Origin of the sequence: Yoonia sp. (genome assembly GCF_965660735.1) — a bacterium.
Lineage (GTDB): Bacteria > Pseudomonadota > Alphaproteobacteria > Rhodobacterales > Rhodobacteraceae > Yoonia.
Map to the genome: position 1 here is coordinate 218,250 of NZ_CBFIBD010000001.1, position 14,318 is coordinate 232,567.

Annotated in this window: 14 protein-coding genes; 3 read left to right on the forward strand and 11 right to left on the reverse strand. The window is 59.4% G+C overall.

Annotated features, from left to right (window positions below):
• The 5 genes from ACTG4B_RS01045 to ACTG4B_RS01065 all read right to left on the reverse strand — a co-directional run bounded on the left by ACTG4B_RS01045 (position 1) and on the right by ACTG4B_RS01065 (position 3,801).
• The gene (locus ACTG4B_RS01045) at positions 1-468 is read right to left on the reverse strand and encodes a YcgN family cysteine cluster protein (protein ID WP_439153809.1); all 468 of its coding nucleotides are present in this window, start codon (positions 466-468) and stop codon (positions 1-3) included.
• The gene (locus tag ACTG4B_RS01050; protein WP_439153810.1) at positions 455-1,399 is read right to left on the reverse strand and encodes a bifunctional riboflavin kinase/FAD synthetase; all 945 of its coding nucleotides are present in this window, start codon (positions 1,397-1,399) and stop codon (positions 455-457) included. The genes ACTG4B_RS01045 and ACTG4B_RS01050 overlap by 14 nt, the downstream gene beginning before the upstream one ends.
• A 36-nt stretch (positions 1,400-1,435) precedes the next feature.
• Positions 1,436-1,879, reverse strand: coding sequence for a MaoC family dehydratase (locus ACTG4B_RS01055; RefSeq protein ID WP_296374456.1), 444 nt, complete (start codon positions 1,877-1,879; stop codon positions 1,436-1,438).
• A gap of 90 nt (positions 1,880-1,969) precedes the next feature.
• Positions 1,970-2,845, reverse strand: coding sequence for a TIGR01459 family HAD-type hydrolase (locus ACTG4B_RS01060; RefSeq protein ID WP_439153811.1), 876 nt, complete (start codon positions 2,843-2,845; stop codon positions 1,970-1,972).
• A 35-nt stretch (positions 2,846-2,880) separates the two neighbouring features.
• Positions 2,881-3,801, reverse strand: coding sequence for a manganese-dependent inorganic pyrophosphatase (locus ACTG4B_RS01065; RefSeq protein WP_439153812.1), 921 nt, complete (start codon positions 3,799-3,801; stop codon positions 2,881-2,883).
• 107 nt (positions 3,802-3,908) lie between these two features.
• On the opposite strand from ACTG4B_RS01065, the gene ACTG4B_RS01070 reads away from it, so the two are divergent.
• A complete protein-coding gene (locus ACTG4B_RS01070; RefSeq protein ID WP_439153813.1) occupies positions 3,909-4,568 on the forward strand; it encodes a DUF2161 domain-containing phosphodiesterase in 660 nt (219 codons plus the stop codon).
• A 9-nt stretch (positions 4,569-4,577) separates the two neighbouring features.
• On the opposite strand, the gene ACTG4B_RS01075 is transcribed toward ACTG4B_RS01070, so the two are convergent.
• The 6 genes from ACTG4B_RS01075 to ACTG4B_RS01100 all read right to left on the reverse strand — a co-directional run bounded on the left by ACTG4B_RS01075 (position 4,578) and on the right by ACTG4B_RS01100 (position 13,104).
• Positions 4,578-5,570, reverse strand: coding sequence for a TraB/GumN family protein (locus ACTG4B_RS01075; protein ID WP_439153814.1), 993 nt, complete (start codon positions 5,568-5,570; stop codon positions 4,578-4,580).
• A gap of 33 nt (positions 5,571-5,603) precedes the next feature.
• On the reverse strand, positions 5,604-6,284 hold the full coding sequence (locus ACTG4B_RS01080; RefSeq protein WP_439153815.1) for a Crp/Fnr family transcriptional regulator: 681 nt from the start codon (positions 6,282-6,284) through the stop codon (positions 5,604-5,606).
• A complete protein-coding gene (locus ACTG4B_RS01085) occupies positions 6,281-9,346 on the reverse strand; it encodes an ATP-binding protein (RefSeq protein WP_439153816.1) in 3,066 nt (1,021 codons plus the stop codon). Before ACTG4B_RS01085 ends, ACTG4B_RS01080 begins: the two co-directional genes overlap by 4 nt.
• A gap of 99 nt (positions 9,347-9,445) precedes the next feature.
• Entirely contained in the window at positions 9,446-10,426 is a 981-nt protein-coding gene (locus ACTG4B_RS01090) for a hypothetical protein (RefSeq protein ID WP_439153817.1), read from the reverse strand.
• Positions 10,427-10,573: 147 nt separating this feature from the next.
• On the reverse strand, positions 10,574-11,104 hold the full coding sequence (locus ACTG4B_RS01095) for a phage tail protein (protein WP_439153818.1): 531 nt from the start codon (positions 11,102-11,104) through the stop codon (positions 10,574-10,576).
• A 368-nt stretch (positions 11,105-11,472) separates the two neighbouring features.
• Entirely contained in the window at positions 11,473-13,104 is a 1,632-nt protein-coding gene (locus ACTG4B_RS01100; RefSeq protein WP_439153819.1) for an AMP-binding protein, read from the reverse strand.
• Positions 13,105-13,485: 381 nt separating this feature from the next.
• Here ACTG4B_RS01100 and ACTG4B_RS01105 point away from each other — a divergent pair, with 381 nt between their 5' ends.
• Both ACTG4B_RS01105 and ACTG4B_RS01110 read left to right on the forward strand, forming a co-directional pair.
• Complete coding sequence (locus ACTG4B_RS01105; protein WP_439153820.1) at positions 13,486-13,671, forward strand: hypothetical protein; 186 nt, start codon at positions 13,486-13,488, stop codon at positions 13,669-13,671.
• 78 nt (positions 13,672-13,749) lie between these two features.
• Complete coding sequence (locus ACTG4B_RS01110) at positions 13,750-14,271, forward strand: PepSY domain-containing protein (protein WP_439153821.1); 522 nt, start codon at positions 13,750-13,752, stop codon at positions 14,269-14,271.
• Positions 14,272-14,318 lie beyond the last annotated feature (47 nt).

The window sequence follows — 14,318 nt, forward strand, 5'->3', positions numbered from 1 at the left end:
TCAGCTCGGTTCCTCGATGATATGGTCTTCCCAGTCGTCTTCGTCGACGTCGAATTCCGGGATGGTCTGTCCGCGCAACGATACGCCAGCCCGGTGCACGGTTTCGGGATCGCCCGAAATCAGCGGGTGCCAGTCAAACAGCGCCTCACCCTGGTAAACAAGGCGATAGGCGCAGGTTTGCGGCAGCCAATACAGATGGTCGGTAATGTTTTCCGGCGTCAGGACGATACATTCCTTCACGTATTGATGCCGGTCGCGATAGTTGCTGCACAGGCAGGTCGCGTCATCCAGCAGGCGGCAGGCCACACGTGTCAGGGCCACATCGCCGGTATCCTCGTCCTCCAGCTTGTTCAGGCAGCATTTCCCACAGCCGTCGCACAACGCCTCCCATTCGGGGCGGTTCATGTCTTCCATGTGTTTGGTTTCCCAGAACCGGGGCGATAACCCGTCGCGATCAATCTTTGACATGGGCAAGTATCTTTCGTGCTTTGGCACAATCGGCATCCATCTGGGTGATCAGCGCGGCAATGCCGTCGAATTTCAGTTCGGGCCGCAGGAAATCGACCAAGGCAACAGACAGGGTCGCGCCATAAAGGTCGCCCTTGAAATCGAACAGAAAGGTTTCGCAGTTGGGGATGTTTTCCCCGAACATCGGGCGCACGCCGATGGATGCCGCTCCGTCATAAGAACCTTTGTGTGGTCCATCCAGAACATCGACCTTGACCGCGTAAACCCCGAATTTCGGCGGATGCAGCCCTTCGATCGACATGTTGGCGGTGGGATAGCCCAGATCGCGCCCGCGTTGGTCGCCACGGATCACGGCACCCTCGATGCGGTGCCAATGGCCCAGCATGGCGGCCGCGTCCCGGGGGCGGCCATCGGTCAGGGCCTGCCGGATCGCGGTGGATGACACGCGCCCGGCAGGCAGCTTGACCATGGATACGATGGTGACACCAAAGCCCATTTCCTTGCCAAAGGCTTGCAGGTCGGTTGCCGTGCCGACCCGATCCTTACCAAAGCAGAAATCGGCACCAATGATCACATGTTTCAGCCCCAGTTGATCGCAGATCACCTGTTGCGCAAATTCGCGCGGTGTCAGGCGGGCAAGGGCGGCGTTGAACGGCACCTCGTACAGTTTTTCAACGCCGAGTTTTGCAAGCCGGTTCGCGCGGGCTTCGGCGTTCATCAGGCGGAACGGTTTTGGATCGCGGGAAAAATAGCTGCGTGGGTGCGGTTCGAACGTCATGATCCCCAAAGGGGCATTTGCGGCCTCGGCCGCGCCGCGCGCGATGTCGATCACGGCCTGATGGCCAATGTGTACACCGTCGAAATTGCCGATGGCCGCGGCGGCACCACGATCGGCAGGGTCAATGAAAACGGTGTCACGGATGATACGCATGGCTTTGCGTATCCCGACCCGCCCAAGGGTGCAAGATCAGTCGAACTTGCGCGACGGTGCCAGCACGGTGGCGTCGCCCACCAGCACCTTTTTGTTATTCACGATGCAGCGGGTGTTCATCGTGACCCTGCGTTTGGAATGGTCGATGTCTGTCACCTCGACCTCGGCCAGCACCATGTCACCGGGGCGGACGGGGGCCAGGAATTTCAACGATTGCCCCAGATAAACCGTGCCATGACCGGGCAGTTGTTCGCCGATCACGGCGCTGATCAGACCCGCCGTCAGCATTCCATGGGCGATACGGCCCGCGAAAATGGTGTCTTGGGCGTAATCTTCATCCAGATGCACGGGGTTCCTGTCGGTCGATACCTCGGCGAACATTTCGATATCGCGGTCGGTCACGACCTTGCGCAGGGACCGGACCATGCCGATTTCGATATCTTCGATGCAGATCGTTCCGCGTGGGGCGTTGTCTAACATTGCTCGCTCCGCTGAGTAACAAAAAATTCCATATCACGTAGATATTGAAATTTAATTACTTTGCGAACGCAGAAAGATCAAGTGATTCCGTTACCGCAGGTGCCCGATGGTATAGGTCGCATCGGTTTGTTGTGCTTGCAGATAGTCGGCTAGCGCCTGCGGATCGGGCTGTTGGATCGTATCGGTCTCTGTCGCGGCCAACCCGCCCGAGATGAACAATGCGTCGATGTCTTCCTGCATGGCGCCAAGGATATCGGTGCCGATTCCGTCGCCGATGGCAATGATACGCGGATCGGATGGCGCATTGGTCAATGCAGCAAGCCTGCGGCGCGCAAGGTCGTAGATCGGCGGATGCGGTTTGCCGAAATAGAGGCTCTCGCCGCCCATTTCGGTATAAAGCGCCGCCAGTGCCCCCGCACACCATTCGCGCACATCACCCCGATCCACGATGATATCGGGGTTGGCGCACAGCAACTTCAGCCCCTTTTGCTTGGCATATAGAAACTCGGGTCGGTTCACGGCGGGATCGGCCAGTGGGTCAAACGGGCCGCAACACACGATGCCTTCGGCCTGATCCAGCGGAACCTTTTGAATATCCACCGGATTTTCAATTATCTGCAGGGGCTTAAAGAAATCGTCGTCGCGGGGGCTTTCGCCCATGAACCAGATCTTTTGCCCCACGATGCCGCGAAACATTGCCGCACGCGCGCTGTCGCCGGATGTGGCGATGGCGTCCCACGCATCATTCGGCACGCCGAAACCGCTGATCTGACGCGCGACCGAATCCCATGGTCGGGGGGAATTGGTCACCAGCACCACGATTCCACCCGCCGCCCGGTATTTCTGCATCGCTGCCACCGCATCGGGCAGGGCATGCACGCCGTTGTGCATGCAGCCCCATAAGTCCACGAACGCGGCGTCATATTGTGCCGATACCTCTGAAAAGGCCGTGATGATCTGGGTCATTGTGGCCCCTTTTCTGCCGCGCGGTGGCGGGCGGTTCAGGAAAGTTTCAGGTTCGGGATGATCTGCTTTTTCCGGCTCATCACGCCGGGCAGGACCACGGTGTCGCCGTCAACCTTGGCGTCAAACGATGCCTCTGCAACGGTCTTGGTCAGGTCGTTGGGGACCAGCATCGTGGCTTCTTCGCGCAGGATATCCACGACGAACAACAGCACCTGATCGACACCGTCCTCTTTCGCGACGTCGGGCATGGCGGCGACCAGCGCATCCTTGCGGTCCAGCACAGTCTTGGGCGATGTGGTTTCCAGCACCGAGACGCGGAATTTCTTGCCGTCGACGGCGTACTCCTTACTGTCCATGCGCAGCAATTCCGCCTCGGAAAACGCAGAGACATCGGATTTCGCGGCAAACATTTCGTCGGCGTATTTCGTGATGTCGATGTTCAGGTCCTTGGCCAATGCCTCGGCCAGGTCCCGATCGACCGGCGTAGTTGTGGGCGACCGGAACGCCAGCGTGTCGGACAGGATGCACGACAGCATCAACCCCTTGATGCCTTCGGGCATGTCTGCGGCCTTTTCGCCCATCATCTGGTGCATGATCGTGGCGGTGCAGGCCAGCGGACGGATCGTGATATTGATGGGGTTCTTTGTCTCAAGCCCGCCCGCAAGCTTGTGATGGTCGATAATGGCGATCACATCCGCGGCGTTGATGCCTGCGGGCAATTCGGCGGGGTTGTTGGTGTCAACAATCACGCATTTCTGATCGGCGTCCACATCCGAGATCACATCGGGCAGATCGAACCCCCAGCGTTCGGCGACGAATTGTGCTTCAGTGTTGGGGGTGCCCAACAGGGCGGCCTTTGCTTCCATGCCGGTGTGGTTCAGGAACCATTCCCAGATCAGCGGCGATCCGGTGCTGTCGGTGTCGGGGGCTTTGTGGCCGAAAACAAGCGTTGTCATGGGGTGTCTGCCTTCATCTGCGATGCAATTTGCGGGCGTTATAGCAGGCGTATGGCCGATGTCACGCCACCTTGCATCATCAGGGCGAAACGGGCGAAAATGCCGCCATGACAAAACCGCGCGAAGCCGATCTTTATCCGCCCATCAAGGCCTTTCTTGAACAACAGGGTTACACCGTCAAGGGCGAGGTGGGCGCGGCGGATGTCGTGGCCCGTCGGGGTGTAGAGCCGCCGCTGATCGTGGAGTTGAAACTGGGGTTTTCGCTGGCTCTGTTTCATCAGGGAATTGCGCGGCTGTCGCTGACCGATCTGGTCTATGTCGCGGTGCCGGAAAAACCGGGCAAGCGTGCGCTGCGCGATAACGTGGCGCTGGCCCGTCGCGTGGGGCTGGGGGTGCTGACGGTGCGCATTCGCGACGGTCATGTCACGGCGCATGCCGATCCGGTGCCATATGCGCCCCGCAAGTCTGCGAAAAAGGCGGCCCGCCTGCTGCGCGCTTTTGACCGGTTGCAGGGCGATCCGAACGAAGGCGGCGCAACCCGGCACGGGATTGTCACCGGATACCGTCAGGATGCGCTGCGCTGTGCGCGGTTTCTGGCGGTGCATGGCCCGTCGCAGGGCGCGCAGGTCAAGGCATGGGCCGAAGTGCCGGATGCCACCCGCATCATGGCCGCCGATCACTATGGCTGGTTTGCCCGCGTGTCGCGCGGGGTTTACGACCTGACCGATACAGGCCGTCGCGGCTTGGCCGATTTCGGTGGCGACTAATGCTGTGTTTTAATCCAGCCGTGTCAGCGCCCAGCCATCGTTTTCCAACAGTTGCAGCAACCCGTATTCGCCCACCAGATGCGCCGCACCAGCGGCCACGACGATATCATCGTGTTGTGCCACTGCGGCATTGATGACGGGCATCCATGCAAGGTTGCGGTCGATCAGCAGCGCTTGTTCGGTCTCGGCGAAAAGTGCTGTCGCCTCTTGCAGCGTCACGCCGGGGACATCGGCCGTCGCGATGCGCGACAGTTCCCACAACCGGCCCACATCGCGGGCGAAATACCGATCCAGCGTGGCGACAAATATCTGTTCCTGCTGATCAGGGGCACCAAGGGCGACACGCAGCATTGCGATCTGATCTTCCATCGGATCGTTCTGAAAAATGTCGAACAGCGTCGTATAGGGTTCCAGCGCCTGCATCGGAACGCCGGCAAGGGTGGCATCGTCGATAACCATCGCGTCCAGACCGCGATTGCCCGCCATCAGGTCGTCGGATGCACAAGGCGGTATCGACAGGACCATCGACAGATACCACGGTTGCATCTTGGCGGCCAAGAACGCGGGAATGTTGCGTGCACGCACTGCGTCTGCGATCAGCTGCCATGTGGGTTCATCCAGCAGGTCCGGCAGGGTCGGCCCGTCGGTGATGAACAGCATATCGGGCTGGGTCGCCATTAATTCCTGCAACTGGCGTTCTTCGGCGGGCGTTGCTTCCAGCAGGACCAGATCGGCGGTTGTCACTTCGGGGCGCAGGGCGTCGCGGATGGGGTCCAGCCGCGGATCATAGATATGCATGGTCCCGGCAAGGGTGATTTCGCGGTCGCCCCTGCGGGCCTGCCAGATCAACCCCCGGGCATAAGGCATGTCCGCGACGGCAGCGGTCAATGCGGCCGTCTGGGCCGCGTCAAGCTGATCCAGGTAGTTGCTTCCGGTACATTCTGCAGCGGCAGGCAGGCCAAGCAAAACGAAAAGAGCAGTCAGGGCGCGGCGCAGGAACATCATGTCTCCTTTGGGGTGAATATGATCTGTCTTTTAGATAACGCATTCTGACAGAATTTCAGGATCGACGATCTCAATCCTTTGACGGGCCGGCCGAATGGCCCCGCGTCTGGCCAGCTTGCTGATAGAGCGGCTGACCATTTCGCGGTTTGCGCCGATCGACCCGGCAATCTCGGCGTGTGTGGGGGCATTTTCGATCACCGCGCCGCTGGCCAGTTTCCCATGTTCGGCGGCCAACCGCAGTAGATACGCGCCGACACGCTGTTCAACCGACAGGGTTGTCATTTCCATGTTGCGTTCGGTCAGGCTGCGGATACGGCCCACCAGTTGCCGGACGACCCGGTCGCGGATCACCGGCACATCGTTGAAAAGCCGAAGGAAACTTTCCTGCCGCATCGACAGGATCGTGGCATCTGTCTTGGCAAAGACAGCCAGTGACCGTGCAGTGCCGTCCAAGGCTGCCAATTCACCGAAATAGGCACCTTCGGGGAACCGCGAAAAAACGATTTCGCGCCCGTCTTCGGTCCAGAATACAGCGAGCAGTGCACCAGAGATCAGAAAGTAGATTTCGTGTGATGTTTCATGCTGGTCAAAAAGCGTTTGCCATGCGTTCAATCGTGTCTCGGTGATATCCAGCGGGATGCCCGCAAGGTCATCGACAGATACACCCGCAAAAAGTGGAAGATCATAGGCGAGAAGGCTTTCGGCGCTCATCGGGTCTGCAACATGTCATTTGCCGTGGCGAATTCGGGCGGTGTGGCCGCCGGTGACAGTGCGGCAAGGGCGTGCCGCAGGTCATCGTGGCTGGCGTTTCCTGCGCGAAACTGGTCGATCCTGATGCGCAGGCGCCACAGGCCAGCGTGCTGCTTGTCGGCTGCCGTGAATGCCTGTGCAAGTGCCTTTGTCGCCTCATCGTGGCGGCTGGTGCGCCGGCAAATATCGGCATAAAGCCGCAGCACCTCGGGGTGCCAGCAATAAAGACCTGATGCCGTGCTATCGCGGGCAGCTAGTCTGGCGCACTGGATTGCCGCGTCATCCTGCCCATGTCGCAACAACGCCTGCGCATAATGCACACGAAAATAGGGAAGCCCGACACGCGAACCTATCGCCTCGTGGGTCAACAGGTTCTGGTTGAACCGGGCCAGCCCGTCGGGTGTGTCGCTTTGGCCGGGATCCATGACATGCAGCCATGCGTCCCCGGTGATCTGCCAGAACATCGCGGCCTGTGAATGTGCGGTTGCAATTCCCTGATGCAGCCGCGCCAACGCGCGGTCATGATCACCCGCGTAAAACAGCGGCACCGCCCCCCACGCCTGTGCATAAGGCAACATGACCGGGATATTCAGCATATCCTGATGCGCATCGGTTTCGGCTATCAGATCTGCAACCATATGGGTGTCGCCGCTGATCGCGCGGCCGACCGGTTCGAACATTTGCGCGGCGGCAAAACTGTCCATTCCGTATTGCGCAATCATCGTGCCATGGCGGGCAATGTCATAGATCCCGCGCAGCCGGGCAAAGCCGGCGAACTGGTCCTGAAAATGGCCTGCGTAAAAGTTGTAGCAGATTTCCGTGTTAAGCGCGGCAAGCTGGATTTCGTGATTTGTCGTCTCTGGCGATACATGTGCGGCGGTATCGACCAAAAGATCGCGAAACCGTTCGGCACCTTCCCGGTCAGCCGAGATGATGGCGTGTGAAAAACTGCCGAAAAACGCTGGACCGTTGGCGCTTGAATGGGCGTTGGTGGTCGCGGCGAGCGTTGCCACCGCCTCGAATGCGTCTTTGACGGGCGGCGCGGTAAAACCTTGTGTCTGCATCCGGATCGACCCAAGCGCCGTCTGACAGGCGATCTGCAAATCGGTCACATCAACACTGTCAGGGGCCTCTTCACATAATGCGATGGCAGCCAGAACATGCGCCTCTGCATCTTCGAACGCCCCCTGGAGCATCGCCCATTGGCTGACGGCCAGATAGTTCTGGATCGCGGGCACATGTTGTTGCGCAAGGCTGAGGTGGTCAGTCAAGAGCGCGGGGTTTCGGCGGACGGCGTCTGCATGGTTTTCCTGCAGGTGTCGGGCGATCCGCGCATGATATTCCACGCGGGTTTTGCGCAACATCCCATGATACGCCGCCTGATGCAAAAGCGCGTGCGAAAACTGCCAATTGTCCGTGCCTTGTCGTTCCAGCACACCTTGGGCGCAGGCCGCTGTCAGATGATCATCAAGCGATGTTTCATGGATGGCAAGCGTGTCGAGCATGTCGCGGCTGAACTGCCTGCCAACCACAGCGGCGCATTGCAACACCGGCTTGGCCGGGCCGGTTGCGTCAATCCGTTCTGCCAGAAGGTCCATCAATGATGCCGGGATCTGATTTTTCCCCGTGGCACTGCGGCGTTTGAACAGTTGTTCCAGAAACAGCGGCACGCCACCGGCCGTTTCGATCAGGGCGGTGCGTTCGGCGGGTGTGATGTGTCCTTGGGACAGGGCATCCAGCATCCCGGCGGCGTCTGTGTCGTCAAAGGCACCCAGGGGGATCATTTGAATCGGCAGGGTCCCGAGATACTTGTTGATCTTGGTATCTTCGCGGCTTGTCATCAGGATTTGATAGTTGGCTGCCGCCGGGCTTTGCAGGATGCTGACAAGCACGCTGAAACTGGCGTTGTCCAGCCAGTGCAGATCTTCGAAGATCATCAGGCCACCGGGCTGAACCGCCTGGATCGCCTGCCATATACTGTTTTCGATCAAGGGCTTCAGGGCCAGATTGGATTGTTCGGCCAATAGCCGCTGGCCTTCGGGCAGGCCCAGCACCAGTGCCAGGGCCCGCTGTGCTGTGTTTTCCAAGCCGGGAAACTGCTGCTGGATGTCTGCAAATTCGGGCAATTTGCAGTTGGTCTGCTGCACGATCCAATCGAGGAACGGCCGATAACTGGCCCTTGTATGCACCCCATTGGCGGCAAAGCTCAGCACCCGATCCGTCGAGCGGGCGACAAGACGGCTGATGGCCGTCTTACCGATGCCGGCCTGCCCGATCAGCAGGGATGGTTCACGGCCGGTGCTGATCCGCCCCAGTTCAGTCTGGCGACCAATGAAAGTTCCGCCCGCTTCATCTGGCGGCCTGTTGCCGGATGAAGCCCCTTGTATGACTGGTTGGAACAGGGTCTGTGTCTCGGAAAATCCCTTGAGCTGCTGGTGGGGGATCTCTTGCAGGGGGATCGACCCGCGCAAGAGTATCTGCGTGCTTTCCGAGACCAACACAGTTCCCGCAGTTGCGCGTTCCTGAATTCGCTGGGCCAGCGTGGTGACCATGCCCGTGGCCCGTGGCCGCACATCATTGCCATCTGCGGGACGCACGGCGGCCTCGCCTGTGGCGACGCCCGCGCGCAGTTGCATCTTGATGTCACCACGAGAGCCGGCGTGAATGTCGCGCACCGATTGCAGTGCGGCGTTTACGGCCTTGGCGGCGGCCAGTTCATCAGCCCGGGTCAGCCCGAACAGTGCCACGATCCCGTCGCCCAGATATTCGGTGATTTCGCCGTCATGGCTCTCGATGATCGTGCGTGCCTGGGTATAGTAATCATCAAGCCAGTGCTGCAAATCCTCTGCGTCTGCCGTGCTGGCGATGTCGCTGAATCCAACCAGATCAATGAAGACGGCAGTGATCTGTTTGCGCTCGCCTCTGCCATGTGTGGCAGCCGGCCGATGCGACCTGTGCATGATGACACCCCCAATTTCCCAAGCCGCACTATAGGCGTGTTTGGGCGGGTTCCAAGTCCGCATTGCGTGTGCTCTCAAACGGGGTGTTCCCCATGAAGCTGAAAACAGGTCATTTTTGCTAAAGGTGGTGGATCAGCATGTCGTTGGCATTGCCCCTTGGGGTCAGTGCTTCCCGTATGGGCATGACGACAATGCGGCAACACCCACGGCCACTGCGGGCGCAGCACCGGGGCGCGCTGTCAGGGTGACGCTGCCATGGTGCGACTGGCAGGTTTGGCTTGCTGGCAACATGTCGATCAGTGACGTGTAGGGCAACATCGGTTTGGGGCAGAATTCCAGCACTTTTGCTGCGATCTGTCGGTCGGTGCCCGATAAATCCGCTGCCGCGATATGCAGCCGTAACACTGGCGGACGGTCCTGGATCGTCTGTGTCAGGCTGAACGCCAAGCGCCCATCGTAAAGTGCATTTGTGTCATGGTGGCCAGTCAGCCTGGCAAGCGCCATTGCCAGAATGGCCTCTGACACATCCGCGATTGCGGCAAGATGGCGCAAAATCAACGGGATCTGGCCGCAGGCCGTGAAATGGATTGTCTGGACCCCGTTGGTTCCGTTCTGTTCCAGCAAGGTCGCTTCAATGCTGGCGCCGCAGTCTTCAATCGCGTTGCGAATGCCGGGCGGATAAATCAAATCAGCCAGGTCTGTGGCCGCAGCAGGCAATTCGGCAAAAAGCTGGCTATGCACACTGTGTCGGCGCTGGTGCAAACCCAGCCACGCGCCAAACCGCAAGTCCCCGGCGCCCTGTGCCGCGCTTACAACATCGCGCAGGGCCGCACCGGGTGCAGTGCCCCCCAAGGACGCCATCAGACGACAGACCTGTTCAACCCGATTGGCAGGATCGCTGGCAGGGTCTGCTACCTCTGTGCGCAGGCACAACCCGGGATTTTCGGGGGAAAAGATCAGTTCAACAGGCGCACCTGTTGCCGTCAGGGTGCCGGGCGCCCAATCGGCCCAGCCGGTGGGTGTCATTACGCCGATATCATGTAACAACCGTTCCAGTGCCTCGCCTTCGCGGCCCTGCCGGCGCAAGAACCAGCACCAGTCAAGGTCGTTGCGTGGTGGGATAGCGGGGGCAAGGCCAAGCATGGGACACCTGTTATTCTGGCGACAATCTGAATCGTACTACATGGCTATAAAAATATATGTGTCACAGGACACAGTTGTTGCGAAAAATCAAAAAAGGCGCGCCACGGGATGAGGACGCGCCGATACTCGTTACAATTCCTGCAGGGGTCAGTTTCGGGAGGGGAAAATGCCCTGCAAAGCGATGATGTAGTTGATGCACAATGTGGGCTGCATGTTTTCGTGGGCCTGTCCGCCACCTGCTGCGGCGATCGTGCGGCTGTTCAGTGCCACGGATGGCTGGGTTGCGGGGTCAGAGGGGTTGTTGTCAACGTAGATCGGGGTCTTGGCGATGGCATCGCCGCTGGCCCTGTCGCCAGTCGGGGCCGCACTAGCCACCAGCATGTCATGGCCGTGATGTGGTATCTGTTGTTCGCGCAATGTCACATCCTCTACGCCGGTTTGCTGGCCGATCTGGCGTGGCGTCAGGCCGGGGCCGGCACCAGCATGCATGGGCACGCGACCGCGCAGGTCGGGCAGGGCAAAGGTGGTGCGCCCGTCGCCACCAAAGGTGGTGCCCAGAATGGAAAACAGCGCGGCATTACTTGAGATTGGCAAAAGTTGCCCGTCACAAAATGCCCAGCCACGCGGCGCGAAATTGCCGCCGAAAAGCATGATTTGTGCAATAAAAGGTTCCATCAATTCTCCGGATGCCAAGGGCCGAACAATGCCCGGCGCAGTATCCCGGGCAGCTTGGCCGCGACTGTGCATCGTCGGTGGTGAATGGGTCTGTGCCATAGCGCACAAAAAACTGCCATATCTTTGGGATGCGGGTTTGAAAAAATCCATCGGCAGGGGGCCACCGCGGCTGCAACACAAGAGCGTCGTGGTTGGGGCGACCATATTGGCAACCCATCGCAGGCAACAAGAGACCGACAGCACCCGCACCCAGAGCGAAACGGGCTGATGGAAAACGGCGGTGGCGTCAGGACGACCACGAGGCTTGTGGTGACAAGGTGATCTGTGAAACCCGCATCTGATCGGGGTTGAAACGGCAATGGCCGGAATATTTATGTGCTATCGGCCTCTGCCCGCTGCCGCAGGTCGGCCCGAATGATCTTGCCGGTGGTTGTCAGCGGCATATCCCCGATAAAGCGGATCATGCGCGGGTATTCATAGGCGGCCAGCCTGGTTTTCACATGGGCCGCGATGTCCTCGGCTAGCCCATCTGACGGGGCATGCCCCGGTGCAAGCTGGACATAGGCTGTCACGATTTGTCCGCGCAGCGGATCGGTTTTGCCCACGACTCCGGCCATCTGCACGGCAGGGTGGGTCAGCAGGCAATCCTCGATCTCGGCAGGGCCAATGCGGTAGCCACCGGAACTGATGATATCATCGTCGCGGCCGATGAACCTGATCCGGCCCGTGGGTGTTTTCGCGCCCCGGTCGCCGGTCAGCAGCCATCTGTGGCCATTTGCGGCGATGAATTTCGCGGCGGTCGCATCGGGGCGGTTCCAGTATTCCAGAAACATCACCGGATCAGGCGCGCGCACGGCAATACTTCCCTCGGTGTCGGTGGCGCAGGGCTGACCCGTGTCATCCAGCACGTCAACCACATGGCCGGGCACGGCAAACCCCATCACGCCCGGTTCGGCGGGTTCAAGGGCCGCACATGATGACACGATCATATTGCATTCGGTCTGGCCGTAAAATTCGTTGATCGTGGTGCCGAACACCTGTTGCCCCCATGCGATCAATTCCTTGCCCAGCGTTTCGCCACCGCTGGCGACAGACCGCATCGGCACAGGTGCGGCGGGGGTGTCGAGCCGCATCATCTTCAGCGCGGTGGGTGGCAGGAATGCGTTGCGGATACCGTGGGTGCGGATCAGGTCGAATGCCGCTGCGGCAGTAAATTTGCGAAACCGGCAGGCCACGACAGGCACCCCGTGGTGCAGCGCGGGCATCAGCACATCGAGCAATCCGCCGATCCACGCCCAGTCGGCGGGCGTCCAGATCAGGTCGCCGGTTTGGGGAAAGAAATCATGGCTCATCTCGACACCCGGCAAGTGCCCCAGCAGGACGCGGTGGGCATGCAGCGCCCCCTTGGGCGCGCCGGTTGTTCCCGACGTATAGATCAGGATCGCGGGATCATCGGCGCCGGTATCGACCGGGGTGAAATCATCAGGGTGGTCTGCGCAAAGAACGTGCAGGTCCAGCGCGTGGGGGTTTGGGCCGTCGATGCTGTAGACCTGCGCAAGATCCGGCAGGCTTTCGCGCAGTCCGGCCAACATGGTGGCCCCCTGTGCATTCGTCACGACAGCGCGCGCACCACTGTCGCGCAGGCGGTGCAACAGGGCCTCTGGCCCGAACAAGGTGAAAAGGGGCAGTGCAATGCAACCCATTTTTGTGATCGCGATATGCGCCGCAGCAGTTTCGACGCATTGCGGTAGCAATACCGCAATACGGTCGCGGGGCCGGGTGTTTCTGCAAAGTACATTGGCGATCCGGTTCGACATGCGTTGCAGATCGGCAAAGCTGTGGCGGGTGCTGGTGCCATCGGGGGAGACGTCGATGATGGCGGTCCCGTCCGGCGTGGTCGCAGCGGGACGGTCGCAGATATCGACACCGATGTTATAGCGATCAGGGATATTCCAGACAAAAGCGTTCTGCGTCTGATCCAGTGTTTTCCGGCGCTGAAGCATGGCCCGCCCTTTTGTTGCCGCATTGAATCAATAGCAGTCTGTCGCGTCAAATTGCCAGTGAAACAGGCCGCCATCCGATGCTATCGATTCGTTTACCAGGGGTGGTGTGTGGTTTGAATGTGCTGTTTTGGTGCCAGAGTGAGCGGGATTACGGGTGTGTGACACCAGGAGGCTGGGTAAAGGAGAGGTTGTTTTCTTGTGGCAGGATGTTGAAAAACATAATGAATTTTGCCAAATGACTCGTGTTTTCCGGTGTGTGAATGAGCGATGAACAAAGAGTTTTTCATCTGTTCATGGATCGACCGGCATAACGCTGGGGACAACCACAAAATTGTTTTGGTTCTGTGATGTTTGGCCTGAACGAGAATGAGGAGGATCTGAATGTATATCGAACGTTGGTCCGACGATGCTGCCGGTGATGCGGAATCGTTCTCGTCTGTCACGCCACCGGACAAACATGGCAGGAATGCCGAGACAGGGCATTTTGTGGCTGGTGAGACAGATGATCGGTTTCCAGATGTCGACGATATTCTTGATCGCCTGTCACAGAAAACGAAAGTGGTCTGAAACATAAATAAGGTGGGCGCACGTGGTGTTTGTAGAACGTGTCTTGCTCCGACGGTTTGTTAAAAAGAAAGATTTTGAATGAGAACTCAAATTCATGCCATCGCGTTTCTGACGTGCCTTCTGCCGGGTTTCGCCGTGGCAGAGATCGCAGAGATGTCGCAGGCAGAATTGCGTCGTGCCGTGGCCGAAAGCGGCGCGATATCGACACGTCGCCTGATTGCCGGCGTCGAGGATTATACCGGTGGCGTCGTCGTTGATATCCGTGCCTTTAATGTCGATGGCGTTGTGGTCTATCGGATCGTTGTGCGTCAGGACGACGGGCAGATCAGCACTTTGATGGTGGACGGCAACACGGGCCGCGCAGTCAGCGCAAATTCAGATAGCGGTAAACAGATTACGGCCCTTTCGGAATCCAGTGACGGGTCGCCGCAGCTGCCCGACACGGCGAATGAAAATGCCAGTGCCAATGCCAGCAGCAATGCCAATGCCGGCAGAAATGCCAACGCGGGCAATAATGGCCGCAGTAACAGCAATTCTGGCGGTAGCCGCGGAAACTCTGGCGGTAATTCTGGCGGCAACAAAGGTGGCAAAGACCGATAACGCCTGTCATAACCTTCGCAGACGAATGAAATCCCAAGGATGGCCCG

What these genes read in the sequence shown, in the direction of transcription:
- ACTG4B_RS01070 (WP_439153813.1), top strand. Translation starts at nt 3,909, where the DNA reads ATGACAAAACCGCGCGAAGCCGATCTTTATCCGCCCATCAAGGCCTTT.
- ACTG4B_RS01075 (WP_439153814.1), bottom strand. Translation starts at nt 5,570, where the DNA reads ATGTTCCTGCGCCGCGCCCTGACTGCTCTTTTCGTTTTGCTTGGCCTG.
- ACTG4B_RS01100 (WP_439153819.1), bottom strand. Translation starts at nt 13,104, where the DNA reads ATGCTTCAGCGCCGGAAAACACTGGATCAGACGCAGAACGCTTTTGTC.
- ACTG4B_RS01110 (WP_439153821.1), top strand. Translation starts at nt 13,750, where the DNA reads ATGAGAACTCAAATTCATGCCATCGCGTTTCTGACGTGCCTTCTGCCG.
- ACTG4B_RS01090 (WP_439153817.1), bottom strand. Translation starts at nt 10,426, where the DNA reads ATGCTTGGCCTTGCCCCCGCTATCCCACCACGCAACGACCTTGACTGG.
- ACTG4B_RS01060 (WP_439153811.1), bottom strand. Translation starts at nt 2,845, where the DNA reads ATGACCCAGATCATCACGGCCTTTTCAGAGGTATCGGCACAATATGAC.
- ACTG4B_RS01045 (WP_439153809.1), bottom strand. Translation starts at nt 468, where the DNA reads ATGTCAAAGATTGATCGCGACGGGTTATCGCCCCGGTTCTGGGAAACC.
- ACTG4B_RS01105 (WP_439153820.1), top strand. Translation starts at nt 13,486, where the DNA reads ATGTATATCGAACGTTGGTCCGACGATGCTGCCGGTGATGCGGAATCG.
- ACTG4B_RS01085 (WP_439153816.1), bottom strand. Translation starts at nt 9,346, where the DNA reads ATGCGGACTTGGAACCCGCCCAAACACGCCTATAGTGCGGCTTGGGAA.
- ACTG4B_RS01065 (WP_439153812.1), bottom strand. Translation starts at nt 3,801, where the DNA reads ATGACAACGCTTGTTTTCGGCCACAAAGCCCCCGACACCGACAGCACC.
- ACTG4B_RS01050 (WP_439153810.1), bottom strand. Translation starts at nt 1,399, where the DNA reads ATGCGTATCATCCGTGACACCGTTTTCATTGACCCTGCCGATCGTGGT.
- ACTG4B_RS01055 (WP_296374456.1), bottom strand. Translation starts at nt 1,879, where the DNA reads ATGTTAGACAACGCCCCACGCGGAACGATCTGCATCGAAGATATCGAA.
- ACTG4B_RS01080 (WP_439153815.1), bottom strand. Translation starts at nt 6,284, where the DNA reads ATGAGCGCCGAAAGCCTTCTCGCCTATGATCTTCCACTTTTTGCGGGT.